Raw genomic sequence first — 18,339 nt, 5'->3', positions numbered from 1 at the left:
GTGGGAGCGGGGCCGCTGTCGTCGTTTACACCCGCTGCCGGTGCGGCAGCGGCTCTATAGCGCGTCGGTGCCGCGTTCGCCCGTGCGGACCCGGACGATGGTCTCGACCGGGGAGACCCAGACCTTGCCGTCGCCGATCTTGCCGGTGCGCGCGGCGTCGACGATCAGGTCCACGACCCGGTCCACCATGGCGTCGTCGACCACGACCTCGACCCGCACCTTGGGAACGAAATCGACCGAGTACTCGGCGCCGCGATAGACCTCGGTATGGCCCTTCTGCCGGCCGTAGCCCTGGACCTCACTCACGGTCATACCGAATACGCCCGCCTGTTCCAGACCGGTTTTGACGTCTTCGAGCGTGAACGGTTTGACGATTGCGGTGATCAGTTTCATGGGGTTCATGCCTCCTTGCCGGCCGAACGTGCGGTACCACCCAGTGCAGCGAAATCGTATGCCGTTTCCGCGTGTTCGGAGTCGTCCATACCGTTGGACTCCGCTTCGGCATCGGCGCGCAGCCCGATCGTGAACTTGATCGCGTAGGCGATGATCAGCGCGATCACGAAGGAGTACACGAGCACCGCGACCGCACCGAGCGTCTGCCGGCCCAGCAGTTCGAGATTTCCGCCGTAGAGCAGGCCCTCGGCACCCGCGGGCGCCTCGGGAGCGGCGAACAGGCCGATCAGCACCGTGCCGAGGATACCGCCGACCATGTGGATACCCACGACATCGAGCGAGTCGTCGTAGCCGAACTTGAACTTCAGGCTCACGGCGAGGGCGCAGACCACACCGGCGATCACGCCGATGGCCAGCGCACCCAGCACGTTCACCGAGGAACAGGACGGGGTGATGGCGACCAGGCCGGCGACGATACCGGAGGCGGCACCCAGCGAGGTGGGCTTCCCGTCGCGGATCTTCTCCACCACGAGCCAGCCGATCATCGCGGCGGCGGTGGCGACCAGGGTGGTGATGAAGGCGGCACCGGCGACACCGTCGGCGGCAGCGGCCGAGCCGGCGTTGAACCCGAACCAGCCGAACCACAGCAGCGCGGCGCCCAGCATGACGAACGGCAGGTTGTGCGGCCGGAAGGGGGTTTTCGGCCAGCCGGCGCGTTTACCGACCACGATCGCCAGCGCAAGGGCGGCGGCGCCGGAGTTGATGTGGACGGCGGTACCACCGGCGAAGTCGATGGCCTCGACCTTCTCCATGATCCAGCCGCCACCCCAGACCCAGTGCGCGACCGGGAAATACACCACGGTGGCCCAGATGGCGCTGAACACCAGCCATGCGCTGAACTTCAGCCGGTCGGCGACCGCACCGGAGATCAGTGCGACGGTGATGATCGCGAACATCGCCTGGAAGGCGACGAAGACGGTCGCCGGGATGTTCCCGATCAGCGGGACACCCGCCGATTCGTCACCGAAACCGGCGATCAGCGTCTTCAGGCCGAAGAACTGACCCGGATCCCCGAGTAGGCCGCCCTTGTCGGTCCCGAAGGCGACCGAGAAGCCGTACAGCACCCAGAGCACTGTGACGACGGCCATCGCGCTGATGCTCATCATGATCATGTTGAGCACGTTCTTGCCACGGACCATACCGCCGTAGAAGAACGCCAGGCCGGGTGTCATCAGCAGTACGAGCGCGGCGCTCGTCAATATCCATGCGGTATCGCCGGCATTGGGCGCTCCGATCACGGTTTCCACCAGTTACCTCCCTCATCTTCCGGCCCGCCGCCTGCACGACTTCGGGCCCGCTACAGAAGGGTCCTCATTCGGTGTTTCATCCGTGACGCCCCGGTGTTTCACCTAGGTGAATGGATCGCGCCGTTTTGTTTCGAGTGTGTTGCCGCCGCCGAACGCGCCGGTCACCGGGGTGTGTGAGGTCGCCGGCACGGCAACGGTGAGGCAATCGGCGGCCGCGGTGTCATGGTGGCTGGACACCCCGGCCGCCGGCCCGGTCAGCCGAGCAATGCGTCGACGAAGGCGGCCGGTTCGAACGGAGCGAGATCATCGGCGCCCTCGCCGAGGCCGACGAGTTTCACCGGGACACCGAGTTCGTGCTGGATCTGGAAGACGATCCCGCCCTTGGCGGTGCCGTCCAGTTTCGTCAGCACGACGCCGCTGATATCGACGACCTCGGCGAAGATACGGGCCTGCATGAGCCCGTTCTGCCCGACGGTGGCGTCCAGCACCAGCAGCACCTCGTCCACCGACGCCTTCTTCTCCACCACCCGTTTGACCTTGCCGAGTTCGTCCATCAGCCCGGTCTTGGTGTGCAGCCGGCCGGCGGTGTCGATGAGCACCGCGTCCACCCCGGACTCGATTCCGGTGGTCACCGCGTCGAAGGCCACGGCGGCCGGATCGGCGCCTTCCTTACCCCGGACGGTTTCCGCGCCGACCCGTTCGCCCCAGGTCTGGAGTTGGTCGGCCGCGGCGGCGCGGAAGGTATCGGCCGCGCCCAGCAGTACGCGCCGGCCGTCGGCGACCAGCACCCGCGCCAGTTTGCCGGTGGTGGTCGTCTTGCCGGTGCCGTTGACGCCGACCACGAGCAGGATCGACGGATGATCGGCATGCGGCAGGGCCCGGACGGAACGGTCGAGTTCGGGCCGCAGCGATTCCATCAGCACATCGCGCAGCACCGCCCGCGCCTGGTCGGCGGTGCGCACGCTGCGGGCCGCCATCTCCTCGCGCAGCCGCTCCACGATGACGGTGGTGACGGCGGTACCGATATCGGCGAGGATCAGCGTGTCCTCGACCTCTTCCCAGGATTCCTCGTCGAGGTCGCCGCCGCCGAGCAGGCCCAGCAGGCTCTTGCCGACGGCATTCTGCGACCGTGACAGCCGGCCGCGTAGTTTGGTCAGCCGGCCGGAAGTGGGCGCGATCTCCTCGACATCCGGCACGAGGTGCGCCCCGGCCGCGGTATCGGGGGCCACCACAGGGGCCTCGCCGGTAGGCGGTGGCGTAACGGGCGGTGCCGTGGCCGGCCGGTCGGCGGGCTGCGCCGGTGCGGTGCCGGTATCCGGTGCGGTGGTAGCGCCCGCGGCGGTGCCGCTCACGCCGTTCTCCGGCCGAGCTGTCGACCCGGATTCTGTAGCAGCGGCAGGTTCGGCCTCGGGCGGCGTCGAGGTGCCGGTGTCGGCGGACGCGGTACCCCCGGTGTCCTGCGGAGCCGCCGTGCCGGTGCCTTGCGACGCTGTCGTGCCGGTGTCCGGTGGCGCCGCCGGGCCGGTGTCCTGCGGAGCCGCGGTATCGGCGCCCTTCGGTAGCGCATCGGGCCGGGCGGGTGCGGCCGCGTCGGCGGCGGTGGGTGACGCAGGCTTCTCCGGGGCAGCGGCCTCCCCTGGCGTGGCCGGCGGCGCTTCCGGCGCCGCGGAATCCGTGGTGGGCGCGGCCGCCCCGGGCTCGGCCGGCGGCGCGGTGGCGGTGTCGACCGTATCCGGCAGCCGGACATCGGTGATACCCCTGCGCGGGGCGTCGCGCGGTACCGCGGCGTCGTCACCGATATGGGGCTGGCCCTCGGTATCCGTCCGCTCAGTGGGACTCGGCGGCGCGGGTGGACTCGGGCGTGCGGGTGCGGCGGTGGCGCCCTGCCCGCCTTGACTGAAGGTGAACCCGCCCGCCGCCTGGTAACCACCCGACCGGTCGGCCAGTTCCCCTTTCTCGGCCGGCGGGGTCAGCGAGACCCGGCCGCGTCGGTACCGGACGAAACCGGCCACGAGCGCGACCAGCAGTACGGCGGCGATCGCTGCGATCAGAATCCAGGCTTGCGCACTCACACCGCCCATCCTTGCAGAGCCGCCGCAGGCCGCCGCCGACCCCGCCCGGCCCGCGCGGCGGCCATCACCGGCCGCACTCCCATGCGCTGCGCTTTCCCAGCTCAGCCCCGCGAACACCGCCGGTGAGATTTCTTGTCCTGCGGAAGTTCTCGCGGCAGGCCAATAGGATCGGCGATGTGACCGATCGAAACGTGCTTGGGGGTCCGCTACAAGAGTGCGGCACCGATCCTCTGACCGGGTTCTACCGGGACGGCTGCTGCAGCACCGGCCCGGAGGATCTGGGCAGCCACACCGTGTGCACGGTCGTCACAGCCGAGTTCCTGGAGCATCAGGCATCCATCGGCAACGATCTGAGCACACCGCGTCCGGAGAACAATTTTCCCGGCCTCCAGCCCGGAGACCGGTGGTGTGTGGTGGCGGTGCGCTGGCTGCACGCGCACGAGGACGGTGTCGCCGCTCCGGTGATACTGGCGGCGACCCATGAGAATGCCCTGGAAGTGATATCGATGGAGATCCTGCGAAAATACGCGGTCGACGTCCCCGACGACGTCAGCGACCTGCTCTGAGAGAAGCCACCGGTCGCGCGCCGACGATTCCGGCACCCGTGCCGAGCAGCGGCGCGGGGCTGCCGCGCAGCGGATGCCCGATGCCCTCGCGGACGAACGCCGGATTCATCGTCCGGGGCAGTCCGATCAACCGGCGCGAGGGCGGCGATCCGTGGGGATCGGCAACGATCCCGGTCCTCTCTGGTCGGGGCCGCGCATCCCGCTGTGAACCGGAAACCACTCACGCCGCCGGGGCCATCCCGAGACGCTTACCCGGCCCGTCGTCGCGGGAGCGATCAGGTCGGGGCGGCAGCTGGGGCGGGGGCGAGATTCTGCCCACGCAATCGCTGCGAGATCACCTGGGTGATTCCGTCGCCGCGCATGCTGACGCCGTAGAGGGCGTCGGCGATCTCCATGGTCGGCTTCTGGTGGGTGATGACGATCAGCTGGCTCTTCTCGCGCAGCTGTTCGAACAGGCCGATGAGGCGGCGCAGGTTGGTGTCGTCGAGCGCGGCCTCCACCTCGTCCATCACATAGAACGGCGACGGGCGGGCGCGGAAGATGGCGACCAGCAGCGCCACCGCGGTCAGTGATTTCTCGCCGCCGGACAGCAGCGACAACCGTTTGACCTTTTTCCCGGGCGGCCGCGCCTCCACCTCGATACCGGTGGTGAGCATATCGCCGGGGTCGGTGAGCAGCAGCCGGCCTTCGCCCCCGGGGAACAGGGCGGAGAACACCTGCACGAATTCGCGTTCGACGTCGGCGTAGGCATCGGTGAAGACCTGCAGGATCCGCGCGTCCACCTCGGCCACCACGTCCAGCAGATCCTGGCGGGCCTTCTTGACGTCTTCGAGCTGGGTCGCCAGGAAGTTGTAGCGCTCCTCGAGCGCGGCGAATTCCTCCAGCGCCAGCGGGTTCACTTTGCCGAGGGTGGCCAGATCCTTTTCGGCGCGTTTGGCGCGGCGCTCCTGGGAAGCGCGGTCGAACGGCATTGGGGCCGGGGCGCTGACCTGTTCGCCACGCTCCTTGGCCTGCTCGTATTCGCGCATCTCCAGATCGCTGGGGGGCAGCGGGACGCCGGGGCCGTATTCGGCGATGAGATCGTCGAGGGCGATCCCGAACTGTTCGGCGATCGTGGTCTCGAGCTGTTCGATACGCAACGCCGCCTGCGCCTTGGCGACCTCGTCGCGGTGCACCGCGTCGGTGAGCTGCCCGAGTTGGGTGCTCAGCGCCCGCACTCGTTCCTTGATCTGTTCGACCGCGGTGGCGCATTCGGTGCGCCGGCGCACCAGATCGTCGCGCCGGGCGGCGGCGGCCGCCACCACCCGTTCCAGTTCGGCGGTCAGTTCGGCACCGGATTCGGCGACCGCCGCCGCGACCTGCGCCGCCTGCCGCCGCGCCGCCTGGGCGCGTTCGGCCCGGGCCCGGGCGTCCCGTTCGGCGCGGGCGGCGCGGCGCAGTGAATCCGCTTTACCGCGCACCGATTCGGCGCGTTCCTCGGCGGTGCGCACTGCCAGCCGCGCCTCGACCTCCATGGCCCGGGCCTCGGCCAGCGCGGCGGCGGCCTCCTCCCGGGCGAGCGCGGCGGCCTCGGTGCCGGCGTCGGCGGTATCGCCGTCGGTGTCGGCCTGTTCGAGTTCGACGCGGCGCAGCCGGTCCTCGAGTTCGGCCAGCGCGGTGACGGCCTCCTCCTGCGCGGTCTCGGCCGCCGCCCGCTGCTCGATGAGCCGCTCGGATTCCACGGTCGCGGCCCGCGCGGCCGCACCGAGCCGGCCGAGCCGCTCGTAGATACCGTTGAGAGCCTGGTCCGATTCGTGCAGGGCCAGCAGGGCCTGATCGACGGCGTCCTTGCGATCGGACTGTTCCTCCAGCGCACCCGCCAGGCTCGCTTCCAATTCCTCGGCGTGCCGCTGGGCCGCCTTCAGTTCGGCTTCGGCGGTATCGATTTCGGCCTGGATCTCCAGCCGGCTCGGCGCGCGATCGGATCCGCCGATGAGCCAGCCGGTGCCCGCCAGATCGCCCTCACGGGTCACGACCCGCAGTTCCGGGCGTTGCGCGAGCACCTCCGCGGCACGGTCCAGATCGTCGACCACCACCACCCGGCTGGTCAGCGCGAGGACGGCCGCACGCACCGAATCCGGGCAGTCCACCACCTCACGCAGTGGGCGGGCCGCCCCTGGCAGGCCGGTGCCGAGATCGCTCCCGGTCTCGGCAACGGCACCCTCGTAGACCAGCGCGGCCCGGCCGGCATCGGCCTTCCCGAGCGCCCGTACGGCACTCACCGCCGTCTCCCCGGTATCGGCGACGACCGCTTCGGCCACCGGACCGAGCACCGCCGCGACCGCGGCCTCGTACCCCGCGTGCACGCTCAGTAGCTCCGACAGCGGTCCCAGCAGCCCGGCCGGCTGGTTCTCGGTGAGCCAGGCGGCGCCGTCGCGGCTGGCCAGGTTCATGCCGAGCGCTTCGATCCGCGCGGTCAGCGAGGCCACCCGCCGTCCGGCGTCCCGGTCCTCGGCACGTAGTTCGGTGACCCGGCGATCGGCGAGGTCGAGCGCCTCGACGGCATGTTCGTGCTGTGCGTCGAGCCCGGCTTCCCCGGCGTCCAGTTCGGCCAGTTCGTCCTGCACACTGTCGTATTCGCGCTGCGCTTCGGCCCCGCGGTCCCGGGCCTGGGTGATCGAGGTGGTCAACCGGACGATCTCGGCGTCGAACGACTGTGCCTTGGTGCGCAGGTTCTCGACCTGGCCCGAAAGCCGCACCAGACCTTCCCGGCGGTCGGCGATGGCCCGCACAGCGGCCAGATGTGCCTGTTCGGCCGCTTTGGCGGCGTGTTCGCGTTCGGCGAGCCCGTCGCGGGCGGCCTCCAAGGTTTCCGCGGCCATCTCGACCGCCTCGCGGAGCTCGGCCTCCTCCGCCTCGACCCGGTCGGCCTCGGCCTCGAGCTGATCGGGATCGCGGCCGGTGTTCGTGGTGGGCGCGGTATCGAGGTGGCGGGCCCGGTCACCGGCGATACGGGTGGTGGCGTTGACACGTTCGGCCAGCGCCGACAGCTGGAACCACAGTTGCCCGGCCGCTTCGGCGCTGGGGGTGAGCCGGGAGAGCTGGAATTCCTGCTGGGCGAGTGCGGCATTCGCCGCGTCGAGTTCGCTCTGCACGGTGATCTGCTGTTCCCGCGCGTAGGCCTCTTTGCGCTGCTGGCTTTCCAGTTCGGCACGCCGGGTGACCAGATCGTCGGCAGCCAGCCGCAGCCGGGCGTCGCGCAGATCGGCCTGTACCGTCTGCGCGCGGCGCGCCACCTCGGCCTGGCGCCCCAAAGGTTTGAGCTGGCGGCGCAGTTCGGTGGTGAGGTCGGTGAGGCGGGCGAGGTTGGCCTGCATCGCGTCCAGTTTGCGGACGGCCTTTTCCTTGCGTTTGCGGTGCTTGAGCACCCCGGCCGCTTCCTCGATGAAGGCGCGCCGGTCCTCGGGCCGCGATTCCAGGATGGCCGAGAGCTGTCCCTGTCCGACGATCACATGCATTTCGCGGCCGATACCGGAATCGCTGAGCAGTTCCTGCACATCCATCAGCCGGCAGGAGTTGCCGTTGATCTCGTATTCCCCCGCGCCGTCGCGGAACATGCGGCGGGTGATGGAGACCTCGGCGTAGTCGATGGGCAGCGCGCCGTCGGAGTTGTCGATGGTCAGCGTGACCTCGGCGCGGCCCAGCGGGGCCCGGCCGGAGGTGCCGGCGAAGATGACGTCCTGCATCTTGCCGCCGCGCAGCGCTTTGGCGCCCTGTTCACCCATCACCCAGGTGAGCGCGTCGACGACATTGGATTTCCCGGAGCCGTTCGGACCGACCACACAGGTGATCCCGGGTTCGAACCGCAGGGTCGTCGCGGACGCGAAGGATTTGAACCCCTTCAACGTCAAGCTTTTCAGATGCAACGCCGACGACCCTTTCCGCCTCCATGTACTGTCCGCCTCGCTCAGGCCGATCAGCCATGCTATAGGGCCGCTGTAGGAAGGCCCTATCCGGCGCACCGGCGATGGCCGATCGGTTGCCGGCGGCGGTGGTGGTATCGGACCCCGCGCCCCGGCACGTCCGCCGACCGGATACCACCGAGGCTACCGGGCGTTATACCTTGCGCCGATGGCAGCGGCCGCCCTCGATACCGGTTGCCGCGCGTACTGCCAGCACCGCGCCCCACGGGCCGATGACCCATATGGGCCAGAAATAGGTGAACGCGCCAACGCCGAGCGAGATCACCGCCCAGATCACCAGCACCAGCGCGCCGACGCCCAGCCAGGCGCTCGCTTCGATCCGCTGCCAGATCGGGAACCGGTCGCGCGGCGCAACCATCCGCGCCGGGGAGGGTTGGGGCAGATCCGCGAGGACGTCCTTCAGTCCCTCCCGGGTCGCGCTTTTGTACACCTGCGCGACCCGTTCGTCGTATTCGGCGAGATCGATCCGGCCGTCACCCAGATGGCGGCCCAGCTCCCGCACGTACTGATCGCGTTCGGCATCCGAGGCCCGGATGCCCGTCGATATCTCCATAGCGCTCCCCTTACGGCTCAAACCCACACTCCACTGTGGAATAACCTCAGAGTGCTCCTCCCACTATGGAATGTCAAGAGGCGGATGGGCCCGCGCCCGGGGTCGAAAGGGCTGTTACCGCTCGACGAACCCCTGCAACCCGCCGCGAGCCGGTTCCCAGCTCTCCACCACCAGATCCACCCGGCCGGGCGTGCTTCCCGACCGCAGCAGCGCCAGCAATTCCTCCGCCGCCGGCCGCGCCCCCTCGGCCACCACATGCACCCGCCCGTCGGCGGCATTGGTGGCATGCCCGGTGAGCCCGAGTTCCAGCGCCCGAGACCGGGTCCACCAGCGGAAACCCACACCCTGCACATATCCGTGCACCCAGGCGCTCAAGCGCACCGGGCCGGTATCCGGCTGCCGCTCCACGATCAGTCGGCGGTATCGATATCGAACGACAGCGTCACCTTGGTTCCCGCCTTCAAGGTCCGGCCCACCGTGCACACCTTGTCGATCGCCCGCTGCACCGTCACCAGCAGCCGCTCCCGGCCGGCTTCGTCGAGTTCGCTCAGGTCGAGTTCGAACACCTCGTCCAGGTGCGGGTACACCTCGTTCTCCCGGTCGGCGGCACCGGAGACCCGGATGGTGGCGTCGTAGTCGTCGCCGAGCCGCCGCGACAGCGGGAAATCCGAGCTCATCCCGGAACACGCGGCCAGCGCGATCTTCAGCAGTTCCCCGGGAGTGAACACACCGGGCACTCCCTCGGACCCGATCAGGACCTCGGCGCCGCGCGAACTCCGCCCGGTATAGCGCCGCGTCCCGGTCCGCTCGACCCAGAGTGTGGTCGGCCCCGCCGGCGCGCCGGCCGGGGCCGCGGCAGCCGCGGTGGTGGTGTCATCAGCCATGGTTGCGATCCTGCCATTCGCCCGCCCGGCGCTACGATACGCACCCGTTCGTACCCGCCCGGCTCACCTTCTGCGTAGCGGGCGCGGCCGCGGCGCGGCCACCCGGATACGCCGCGGCTCCCGGTGCTCGAGGTTCGCCGCGATCACCCGCAGCAGGAGCAGTCCGACGAGGAATCCGGCGATCAACGTCGGGGTCACCAGGGACATGGCCGTCCTTCCGTCCACCTCACCCGGCCGTTCTCGGTCGCGTACCCGCCGTCGACGCCGGAATTTCCGGCTGCGCTCAGCGGCGGCGCGAAGGGAAAACTACCCCTGCCGGCCCCCGCGAAACACGCTGCTTGCGCTATCTTTACGCCTCGATTTCCCCCGGCGCGGCGAGGTGCGGGCGGCCACCGGCGCACCTGCCGGTCACCGCACGAAACCCCGGTTACGGGTAGCAACGCGACCGGTCGGCGACCTCTTCGCAGGGCAGGTTCCCGTAGCGGCGGATCACATCCTGGCCGCCCTCCCGGAGCAGGAACCGCACGAAGCTCGCGCCGACCGACCCCGGAACGAAATCGCCGTAGGAGAACGCGTACTCCACGCCCCAGAACGGGTAACTCGCATCGGCGATGTTCTCCCGTGTCGCGGTTCTGCCGCCGATCTGCACGGCGACCACGCCCGGGGTGTCCACGGCGTCCGCGTATTCGCTGTAGCCGACGGCGCCCGGCATCTCGGCGACCTCGGTGAGCACATCGTCGGTGGTCAGCGTCTGGCAGCGCCCGGGTCCGCCGGTGCGCTGGAGCTGGTTGCAGGTGATACCGGGTTCGGCCGGCTGCTCCGACCCCAGCAGCCGGGTCTCGAAGTTCCACCGGGTCCCGGACCCGGCGAACCGGTTGACCACCCGCACCGGCAGATCCGCACCGCCCACGGCCTGCCAGTTCGTCACCTCCCCGCGGAACAACGCCCGGATCTGCTCGACGGTGAGTCCGGTGACCCGCGCGTCCGGGTCCACGACCACGGTGAACCGCGACAGTGCGAGCGGGCGCTGCACCAGGCCCGGATAGTCGGCACCGTTGGGCGCGTCACCGATCGCGAGCAGGGTGCCGTCGCGGCCGCGTTCGTCGCTCACCCGGGTCATCCCGCGGTCGGTGCCCTCGAACTCGTAGTCGAGATCGGCGCCCGGGCAGGTCTTCTCGTACAAGTCGCCCGCTTCCCGGATCACGCTTTCGAATGCCGTGGAGCCCACCACCGTGAGTTCTCCGGTGGCACAACCGCTCGGCGCCGCGTCGGATTCGACAACATTGAGCACCGTCATGGCCGCGATCACGGTGACCAGAAAACCGATCAGCACCAGCATGAGCAGCGAGGCACCGGAGCGCCCCTGGGTCTTGGCGATACCACCGCCGGTGACCACACCCTGCATCGTGGGCTCGGGGTATTCACCCGAGCCCGTGGTCCGTTCGAGGGTTGCCAGGATCTTGTAGTGGTCGGAGCGGTTGAGCGGGACCTTCGGCAGGTCGATCACGCCGACGTTCTGTCCCGTCAGTTCGCGGTGACCGAAACCGGAGTCCGGTTCGAAACAGACGGCGAGCCCCGGATTGCTGAGTTCGGTGACTGCCATCCCGATCACCCGGCGCTGCGGGAAATGGATATGCAGCCCGGCGTGGCCGTTCTGTCCGGTCACGTAGTCGGCCGCGTCGATGGCTGTCGCACCGTTGTTCTCGATCCGGACCAGCACCACCGACAGATCTTGCAGATTGCGTTCGGAGCCGTCGGCGGTCTGCCGCAACTGCCGTAGCGCCCCGGCGTGCCCCGATTCGGCCTCACCGGTGACAGGGGTGTCCATCTGTACGCGCCAGCCGAGCCGTTTACGCCCGACGAACACGAACTCCCAGAAGAAAGCGCCTACCGGGATCGCGATACCGGCGAGCGGGAGCACAATATTGAACAGCAGTTCACCCACCGGTCGTTACCACCCCGAATCCACCCATTACGCATCATCTTTGGCCATCCGGGCACGAAACCCAGTAGGGCGGCGAAGAGTTCGGTAACCGTTCACCGCCGCGTCATCGACTCCGCGCCCCGCCCGCGCGCGGTCCCGCGGCGATCCGGGCATCGTAGACGTCGATCTCGCACGGCAACACCGATCTCGCACGGCCGGCGCACACCTTGTTCACCCGCACCGTATCGCTCCTCCCAGCCCGTACCTCGCTAGCCGGTGACGCCCCTCCCGCTCACCCGGTGACGACGACCTCACCGCCGCTGGGGTCCTCGGAAACGAATTTCAGCAGGTGTCCGGTTCGCCGACGGGGTGAGCGCTCAGCTACCCCCGGTGCGCGTCCACTCCAGCAGATCATCGACCGGGCGGGTGTTGATGATCCGGTCCGGCGATATCTCGCAGGCCGCGGCACGGGCGCAGCCGTAGCCCTGCCAGTCCAGCTGACCCGGGGCGTGTGCGTCGGTGTCGAGGGCGAATTCGCAGCCCATCTCGTCGGCGAGCCGGATCAGCCGTTCCGGCGGGTCCTGCCGTTCGGGCCGGCTGTTGATCTCGACCGCCGTCCCGTAGCGGCGGCACGCCTCGAAGACGATCTCGGCGTCGAAGTCCGATTCCGGCCGGGTGCCCCGCCCGCCCTCGACGAGCCGGCCGGTGCAATGCCCGAGCACGTCCACGTGCGGGTTCGCCACCGCGTACACCATGCGCCGGGTCATGGTGTCGCGGTCGTCGCGCAGCCGCGAATGCACACTGGCGACGACGATATCGAGTTCGGCGAGCAGTTCGGTGTCCTGATCCAGCGCGCCGTCGTCGAGGATATCGACCTCGATCCCGGTGAGGATCCGGAAGGGCGCCAGCTCCGCGTTCAGTTCGGCGACTACCTCGAGTTGCCGGCGCAACCGCTGCGCGGACAGTCCGTTGGCCACGGTGAGCCGCGGTGAATGATCGGTCAGCGCGCAGTACTCGTGCCCGAGGGCGGCCGCGCAGCCCATCATCTCCGCGATCGGGCTCCCACCGTCGGACCAGTCCGAATGGGTGTGCAGATCACCCCGCAACCGGGACCGCAGCTCCGCACCTTCGGGTCCGATCGGCTTCGCGGCCGCCCGCAGTTCCGCAAGATACCGGGGCACCGCACCGGCGTACGCCTCCTCGATCACCGCGGCGGTCTTGGGACCGATGCCCGGCAGCTCCTGCCAGGTTCCGGCCGCCGCGTGCCGGCGCACCTCGTCGTCGCCGAGGCCCGCGACGATATCGGCGGCCCGCCGATACGCCTTCACCCGGTGCGTTTTCTCCCGGCCCCGCTCGAGCCAGAACCCGATCTCGCGCAGCGCCGCCACCGGCCCGGGCGCGGGCCGGGCGCTGGTAGCGGACGCCTCGCCGGACACCGCTCAGCGGGCCCTTCCGTATTTGAGGAACGCCACCCCGTCGTCGAAGACCTGACTGGTGATGATCCGGAACTCCGCGGGCTCGGGCAGCCGCGGCCCGGCGCCGAACAACGGCCGCCCACGCCCCAGCACGATCGGATGCAGCTTCAGGAAGATCTGGTCGATCTCCGGCATCAGTTCCTGGGCCAGTTCACCGCCGCCGCACAACCAGATACCCGGACCCTGCTCGCGTTTGAGTTCGCGCACCCTGGCCAGCGGGTCGGCGCCGATCACTTCCACCGCCGGGTCCGGCGGCGCGGTCAGCGTGGTGGACACCACGAACTGACGCAGATGCGCGTACGGGCTGGAAGTACCGGTGCGCACCCCGAAGTCATAGGTTTTGCGGCCCATGATCACGGTGTCGAAATTGGCGTTGCGGGCGCCGATACCGAGTGCCCGGCGCACCTCCGAGGGCACGGTTTCCGGGTACTGTGCGGTGATCGTGGGCCCGTGGTCGCCCCCGACCGGGAAGAAATCGACGGTCCCGTCCTCGGTCGCGATGAACCCGTCGATCGTCGCGGCGACGAAATAGGTGAGCTTGCGCATGCCGTCCTTCCCAGATGGACCGGGTTGGTGATCTTGCCCGAGAAAACCGTAACCCCTCGGCGGATGTCGCGCGAGATGTCCTACGAGACGGATTTCCGGCGCCGTGCGGCCGGTTGACAGCGCGGGCACGAGAACGACGAGCGGTTCATGAACTTCTCCCGCACGATCATCGTCCCGCAACGCGGGCAGGGCCGGTCACCGCGCCCGTACACCGCCAGCGCGCGCTCGAAATAGCCGGATTCGCCGTTCACGTTCACATACAGCGCGTCGAACGACGTTCCGCCGGCGGCCAGCGCGTCGTTCATCACCGCCGCGGCCTCGCCGAGCAACCGCCGCAGTACCGGCCGGCTCAGCCCGGCCGCGATCCGGCCGCCGTGGAGCTGCGCCCGCCACAGTGCTTCGTCGGCGTAGATGTTGCCGATCCCGGAGATCACCGTCTGATCCAGCAGCACCCGTTTGATCTCGGTCCGCTTGGTACGCAGGACCGCGACCACCCGTTCGGCGTCGAAGCGCGGATCGAGGGGGTCGCGAGCGATATGGGCCAGCAGATCGGGCAGCGCATCGCCGTCCACCTCGACCAGCGGTGCCAGCACCCAGCCGCCGAAGGTGCGTTGATCGACGAACCGCAGTTCGCGGTGGTCGTCGAGGGTCACCCGGATATGCGCGTGCTTCTCCACCGGCGCGTCCGCGGGCTGCACCAGCATCTGCCCGCTCATCCCCAGATGGACGACCAGCGCGTCGTCGGCGGGATCACCGCCGGGATGGTCGAAGGTGAGCCACAGGTATTTACCGCGACGCCGGGCCTCGGCGACCGTCAGACCGGTCAGTCGGCCCACCATATCCGCGGCACCGGCGATATGCCGGCGCACCGCACGGGGATGGGTGACGGTGACCGAGCGTACGGTCCGGCCGCACAGGTGCTCGGCCAGGCCGCGGCGGACCACCTCGACCTCGGGAAGTTCGGGCACCTCAGGATTCGCCGGTCAGCGCGCGGTAGGCCGCACCTGCCGCCTTCTGTTCGGCTTCCTTCTTCGACCGTCCGACCCCCTGCCCGTAGGCATTCCCGGCGATCACCGTGGTCGCGGTGAACTCTTTGTCGTGGTCGGGGCCGGTGGAGGTGATCTCGTAACTGGGCACGCCGAGACCGCGTTCGGCGGTCAGCTCCTGCAGGCTGGTCTTGAAATCCAGCCCGGCACCCATCCGCGGCCCGCGTTCGAGCAGATCGGCGAACAGCCGCAGCACGACCTCACGGGCCACATCGATACCGTGCTCGAGATGCACGGCGCCGAGCAGCGATTCCATCCCGTCGGCCAGGATGCTGGGTTTGTCCCGGCCACCGGTGAGTTCTTCACCTTTGCCGAGCAGCAGATGCACGCCCAGACCGCCCTCGCCCAGCGCACGGGCGACTTCGGCCAGCGCGTGCATATTCACCACGCTCGCGCGCAGCTTCGCCAGCTCACCCTCGGATTTCTCCGGATGCTCGTGGTAGAGCCGCTCGGTGATACTCAGACCGAGTACCGAGTCGCCGAGGAATTCGAGCCGCTCGTTGGTCGGCAGCCCACCGTTCTCGTACGCGTACGAGCGGTGGGTCAGCGCCAGCCGGAGCAGCTCGGGCTGTATCTCGACACCCAGGGCGGCGAGCAAACTCGCATGATCCGGCCGCTCGCCGGATTCGTCCTTGCCCGCGGTCACTTCTGGACCGGGGATCAGACGGCCGAGGCGACCTGGCGGCCCTTGTAGGTACCGCAGGACGGGCACGCGATATGCGGCGGGGTCTTCTGACCGCAGGCCCGGTTCGGGCAGGTGATCAGCGTAGGCGCGACAGCCTTCCACTGGCTGCGCCGCGACCGGGTATTGGAACGGGACATCCGGCGCTTGGGAACGGCCACGACTACTTCTCCTCTGTGCTGTTACGTGCAATGTCTGCGGAATGATCTCCGGTGGCCGCACCCTCGTCGGGGCTGCCGCTGCCGGGCGATCCGGAGCCGAATTTCGCCAGCCCGGCCCAGCGGGGATCCAGTATCTCATGCCCGTGATCGGATCCTGCAATCGCCATCCGGATACCGCATTCCGGGCACAGTCCCGCGCAATCGGGAGTGCACAGCGGCTGCAGCGGCAATTCCAGGCCCAGCTGGTCGACGACGAGGGGCTCGAGGTCGATGAGATCATCGACCATCCGGTAGACCTCGTCGTCCTCCGCGGTCCGATCCGTAGTGCTGTCCGGATAGGCGAACAGTTCGGTGAGCGAGAGCTCGACCGAATCGGTGAACTGTTCCAGGCAGCGCGAGCATTCACCGGCCACCGGCGCGGTGACGGTTCCGGTGACGAGCACGCCCTCCGAGACTGCCTGCAGGCGCAGATCCAGCTCGACCTCGGACCCGGCCGGGACCGCGATCAGGTCCAGTCCGAGCCGTTCGGAGGTGGTGACGGTTCGCCGCAGTTCGCGCAGGGATCCCGGGGCGCGACCGAGGCTGCGGACATCCAGCACGAAACCCGCGTCGTGTGCACGGCGTGCACCGGAACGCGAGCGCGCGGTTGTATCGGCAGGCATCGAAGAACACTCCACTGGGTCGTACGGGGTATTGGGCCGGATTCGGCGGGCAACCACACCACAGTACGCGAAACGGGCGGTTACCTGCAAAATCGCCCGGTGTACTAGCGGCGGAACTCCGCCGCGTAGTCCGGCACCCCGGCCCCGTTGCGCAACTGCTGCCGGCCGCGGCCGATCGTGCGCAGTGCGCCGCCGAGGGTCTCTTCGAATTCGGCGAGTTTGGTGTCGACGTAGTGATCGCAATCGGCCCGCATCCGGTCGGCGTCGGCGTGGGCGGTATCGATCAGCCGCGCGGATTCGGCGTGGGCGGCCCGGACCACCTCGGTGTCCTCGACGAGACGGCGCTGTTCGGCCTGCCCGTCGGCCACCGCGCGGTCGTAGGAGGCGCGGCCCGCTTCGACCATCCGGTCGGCTTCGGCCCGGGCCCGGCCGGTAACCGATTCGTACTCGGCCTTGGCGTCGGCGACCAGTCGCTGGGCTTCCGCGGTAGCGGTATCGACCAGCCGGTCGGCGTGCGCAGTGGCCTCGGCCACCATCCGGTCGGCGTGCGCCTTCGCCTCGGCGAGGATCCGGTCGGCTTCGGCGCGGGCGTCGGCCACGGTGGTGGTGGCCTGTTCGTCGGCGGTGCGCACGGTGTCCTCGGCCAGCCCGCGGGCATCGTCGACGATCTTGTCGCGGTGGTCGAGGACATCCTGGGCGTCGTCGATCTCGGCCGGCAGCGCGTCGCGGACATCGTCGAGCAGGTCGAGCGTTTCCGGACGCGGAACAATGCAGTTGCGCGTCGCGGGTATCCCGCGTGCCTCCTCGACTATGGCGACCAGTTCGTCGAGCGCCTCGAATACCCGATACATGCTCAGTGCCCTCCTGCTGACGATCGGCGAAATATCACGCCGTTCCCAGTGTGCCCCGGCCCGTCGGCTGAGCCGAACCTACTTTCGGTGTGTCGCTGGTTCCGCCGGATATCCGGTGACTCCGATCATCAACTGGAGACCTTCTCTCCGCTTGATGATAAATTCGTAGCAGCCCCATCGGCCGGATGGCGGCTACCTGTCCCTTGCCCGATCGGAACCGCCCATGACCATCCTGCAGCTGCCCTCCGCCGGGGCACTGTCCGCCGCGGAGCTGGATATCGATTGGCCGGAACCGATCTCCCCGGTGGCCTGGCAGCGGCGCCTGCTGCAATACCTGCGCGGCGATCGGGCGTTCCCGCAGTTGATCCGGTTCGCGCTGGTGGGCGGTCTCAGCAATATCTCCTATGTGCTGCTGTTCCTCAGCCTGACCGGGGCCGGCACGCTGCTGGCCAATGTCGCCGGGTCGGTGGTGAGCACGGTGCTGGCCAACGAACTGCACCGGCGGCTCACCTTCCACGCGGCCGAGCGGGTCGGCTGGTTCACCGCGCAATGGGAGGGCGGCGGGCTGGCGCTGCTGGGCCTGGGGATCAGTACCGCGGCTCTCGCCGCCCTGGAGGTGCTCGCTCCCACCCTGACCGAACCCGCGCAGGCCGCGGCCGTCCTGGCCATCAGTGCCGCCGTGGGCGGATTGCGGTTCCTGGCCCTGCGCGGCCTGGTGTTCCGGCCACTGCGGCGGGCCCGGGAAGCCAGCGCCGCCCGGGAGGAATCAGCTCGCGCGCTCGGCGAGCCGGTCGAGTAGCCGTTTGTGCACCAGCGGCGGCAGCATATCGCTGACATCCCCGCCGAAGGCCGCTACTTCCTTCACCAGTGAGCTGGACAGATAACTGAACGACGGGTTGGTGGCGATGAAGAACGTATCCACCCCGGCGAGCTTCTTGTTCATCTGCGCCATCTGCAGTTCGTAGCCGAAATCCCCGGCATCGCGCAGACCCTTCACGATCGCGGTGATGCCCTGCTCCCGGGCGAAATCGACCGTCAGGCCGGCCCAGGACGCGATCCGCACGTTCGGCAGATCCGCGGTGGCGTCGCGGAGCATCTCGATACGCTCCTCGACACTGAACATGCCCTGCTTCTTCTTGTTCACATTCACCGTGACTACGACCTCGTCGAACTGGGCCGCCGCCCGGCGGAACACATCGAGGTGGCCGTTGGTCACCGGATCGAACGAGCCCGGGCACAATGCTCCTGCCATGGC

19 protein-coding genes are annotated in these 18,339 nt (G+C 69.0%); 2 read left to right on the top strand and 17 right to left on the bottom strand.

Translation table 11 applies throughout. From position 1 onward, the window contains the following. Positions 1–54: 54 nt before the first annotated feature. The 3 genes from ACQEVO_RS05030 to ftsY form a co-directional block, all read right to left on the bottom strand. Entirely contained in the window at positions 55–393 is a 339-nt protein-coding gene (locus tag ACQEVO_RS05030; RefSeq protein ID WP_432922338.1) for a P-II family nitrogen regulator, read from the bottom strand. Between the two features lie 5 nt (positions 394–398). Beyond that, on the bottom strand, positions 399–1,703 hold the full coding sequence (locus tag ACQEVO_RS05025; protein WP_432922335.1) for an ammonium transporter: 1,305 nt from the start codon (positions 1,701–1,703) through the stop codon (positions 399–401). Between the two features lie 251 nt (positions 1,704–1,954). Next, the gene (gene ftsY, locus ACQEVO_RS05020; RefSeq protein WP_432909320.1) at positions 1,955–3,781 is read right to left on the bottom strand and encodes a signal recognition particle-docking protein FtsY; all 1,827 of its coding nucleotides are present in this window, start codon (positions 3,779–3,781) and stop codon (positions 1,955–1,957) included. A 167-nt stretch (positions 3,782–3,948) separates the two neighbouring features. Here ftsY and ACQEVO_RS05015 point away from each other — a divergent pair, with 167 nt between their 5' ends. Further along, on the top strand, positions 3,949–4,338 hold the full coding sequence (locus ACQEVO_RS05015; protein WP_033241367.1) for a DUF2237 family protein: 390 nt from the start codon (positions 3,949–3,951) through the stop codon (positions 4,336–4,338). Between the two features lie 275 nt (positions 4,339–4,613). Here the strand turns inward: ACQEVO_RS05015 and smc are convergent, their stop codons facing one another. The 13 genes from smc to ACQEVO_RS04950 all read right to left on the bottom strand — a co-directional run bounded on the left by smc (position 4,614) and on the right by ACQEVO_RS04950 (position 17,084). Next, positions 4,614–8,243 carry a chromosome segregation protein SMC gene (smc, locus tag ACQEVO_RS05010; protein WP_432909317.1) on the bottom strand — a complete coding sequence of 1,210 codons (3,630 nt, stop codon included), beginning with the start codon at positions 8,241–8,243 and terminating at the stop codon, positions 4,614–4,616. 190 nt (positions 8,244–8,433) lie between these two features. Further along, the gene (locus tag ACQEVO_RS05005) at positions 8,434–8,853 is read right to left on the bottom strand and encodes a DUF1707 SHOCT-like domain-containing protein (protein WP_432909315.1); all 420 of its coding nucleotides are present in this window, start codon (positions 8,851–8,853) and stop codon (positions 8,434–8,436) included. Positions 8,854–8,967: 114 nt separating this feature from the next. Then, positions 8,968–9,234, bottom strand: a complete 267-nt coding sequence (locus ACQEVO_RS05000; RefSeq protein ID WP_432909314.1) for an acylphosphatase — start codon at positions 9,232–9,234, stop codon at positions 8,968–8,970. A gap of 29 nt (positions 9,235–9,263) precedes the next feature. Continuing rightward, positions 9,264–9,737 (bottom strand): OsmC family protein, encoded by a 474-nt coding sequence (locus ACQEVO_RS04995; RefSeq protein ID WP_280401319.1) that lies wholly within the window; start codon positions 9,735–9,737, stop codon positions 9,264–9,266. A gap of 63 nt (positions 9,738–9,800) precedes the next feature. Next, entirely contained in the window at positions 9,801–9,944 is a 144-nt protein-coding gene (locus ACQEVO_RS04990) for a hypothetical protein (protein ID WP_432909311.1), read from the bottom strand. A gap of 220 nt (positions 9,945–10,164) precedes the next feature. Beyond that, positions 10,165–11,682 (bottom strand): PstS family phosphate ABC transporter substrate-binding protein, encoded by a 1,518-nt coding sequence (locus ACQEVO_RS04985; protein WP_432909309.1) that lies wholly within the window; start codon positions 11,680–11,682, stop codon positions 10,165–10,167. 356 nt (positions 11,683–12,038) lie between these two features. Next, the gene (locus tag ACQEVO_RS04980) at positions 12,039–13,097 is read right to left on the bottom strand and encodes a PHP domain-containing protein (protein WP_432909307.1); all 1,059 of its coding nucleotides are present in this window, start codon (positions 13,095–13,097) and stop codon (positions 12,039–12,041) included. A gap of 3 nt (positions 13,098–13,100) precedes the next feature. Further along, complete coding sequence (locus ACQEVO_RS04975) at positions 13,101–13,682, bottom strand: dihydrofolate reductase family protein (protein WP_432909306.1); 582 nt, start codon at positions 13,680–13,682, stop codon at positions 13,101–13,103. Positions 13,683–13,762: 80 nt separating this feature from the next. Continuing rightward, positions 13,763–14,650: a bifunctional DNA-formamidopyrimidine glycosylase/DNA-(apurinic or apyrimidinic site) lyase gene (gene mutM / locus ACQEVO_RS04970; RefSeq protein ID WP_432909304.1), complete on the bottom strand. Its 888-nt coding sequence runs from the start codon at positions 14,648–14,650 to the stop codon at positions 13,763–13,765. A gap of 1 nt (position 14,651) precedes the next feature. After that, positions 14,652–15,374, bottom strand: a complete 723-nt coding sequence (rnc, locus tag ACQEVO_RS04965) for a ribonuclease III (protein WP_432909302.1) — start codon at positions 15,372–15,374, stop codon at positions 14,652–14,654. Between the two features lie 14 nt (positions 15,375–15,388). Further along, a complete protein-coding gene (rpmF, locus tag ACQEVO_RS04960; RefSeq protein ID WP_280402095.1) occupies positions 15,389–15,571 on the bottom strand; it encodes a 50S ribosomal protein L32 in 183 nt (60 codons plus the stop codon). Positions 15,572–15,573: 2 nt separating this feature from the next. Then, positions 15,574–16,233, bottom strand: coding sequence for a YceD family protein (locus ACQEVO_RS04955; RefSeq protein ID WP_432909299.1), 660 nt, complete (start codon positions 16,231–16,233; stop codon positions 15,574–15,576). Positions 16,234–16,337: 104 nt separating this feature from the next. After that, positions 16,338–17,084, bottom strand: coding sequence for a DivIVA domain-containing protein (locus ACQEVO_RS04950; protein WP_432909298.1), 747 nt, complete (start codon positions 17,082–17,084; stop codon positions 16,338–16,340). 223 nt (positions 17,085–17,307) lie between these two features. On the opposite strand from ACQEVO_RS04950, the gene ACQEVO_RS04945 reads away from it, so the two are divergent. Further along, on the top strand, positions 17,308–17,883 hold the full coding sequence (locus tag ACQEVO_RS04945; protein ID WP_432909296.1) for a GtrA family protein: 576 nt from the start codon (positions 17,308–17,310) through the stop codon (positions 17,881–17,883). Here ACQEVO_RS04945 and coaD read toward each other — a convergent pair. Further along, a complete protein-coding gene (coaD, locus tag ACQEVO_RS04940; protein WP_432909294.1) occupies positions 17,851–18,336 on the bottom strand; it encodes a pantetheine-phosphate adenylyltransferase in 486 nt (161 codons plus the stop codon). The two genes, ACQEVO_RS04945 and coaD, sit on opposite strands and share 33 nt — an antisense overlap. Between the last annotated feature and the right edge of the window lie 3 nt (positions 18,337–18,339).

The sequence above is a fragment of the Nocardia sp. CA-290969 genome, assembly GCF_050936135.1.
Classification (GTDB): Bacteria; Actinomycetota; Actinomycetes; order Mycobacteriales; family Mycobacteriaceae; genus Nocardia.
This window is presented reverse-complemented; position numbering and strand designations above follow the sequence as displayed.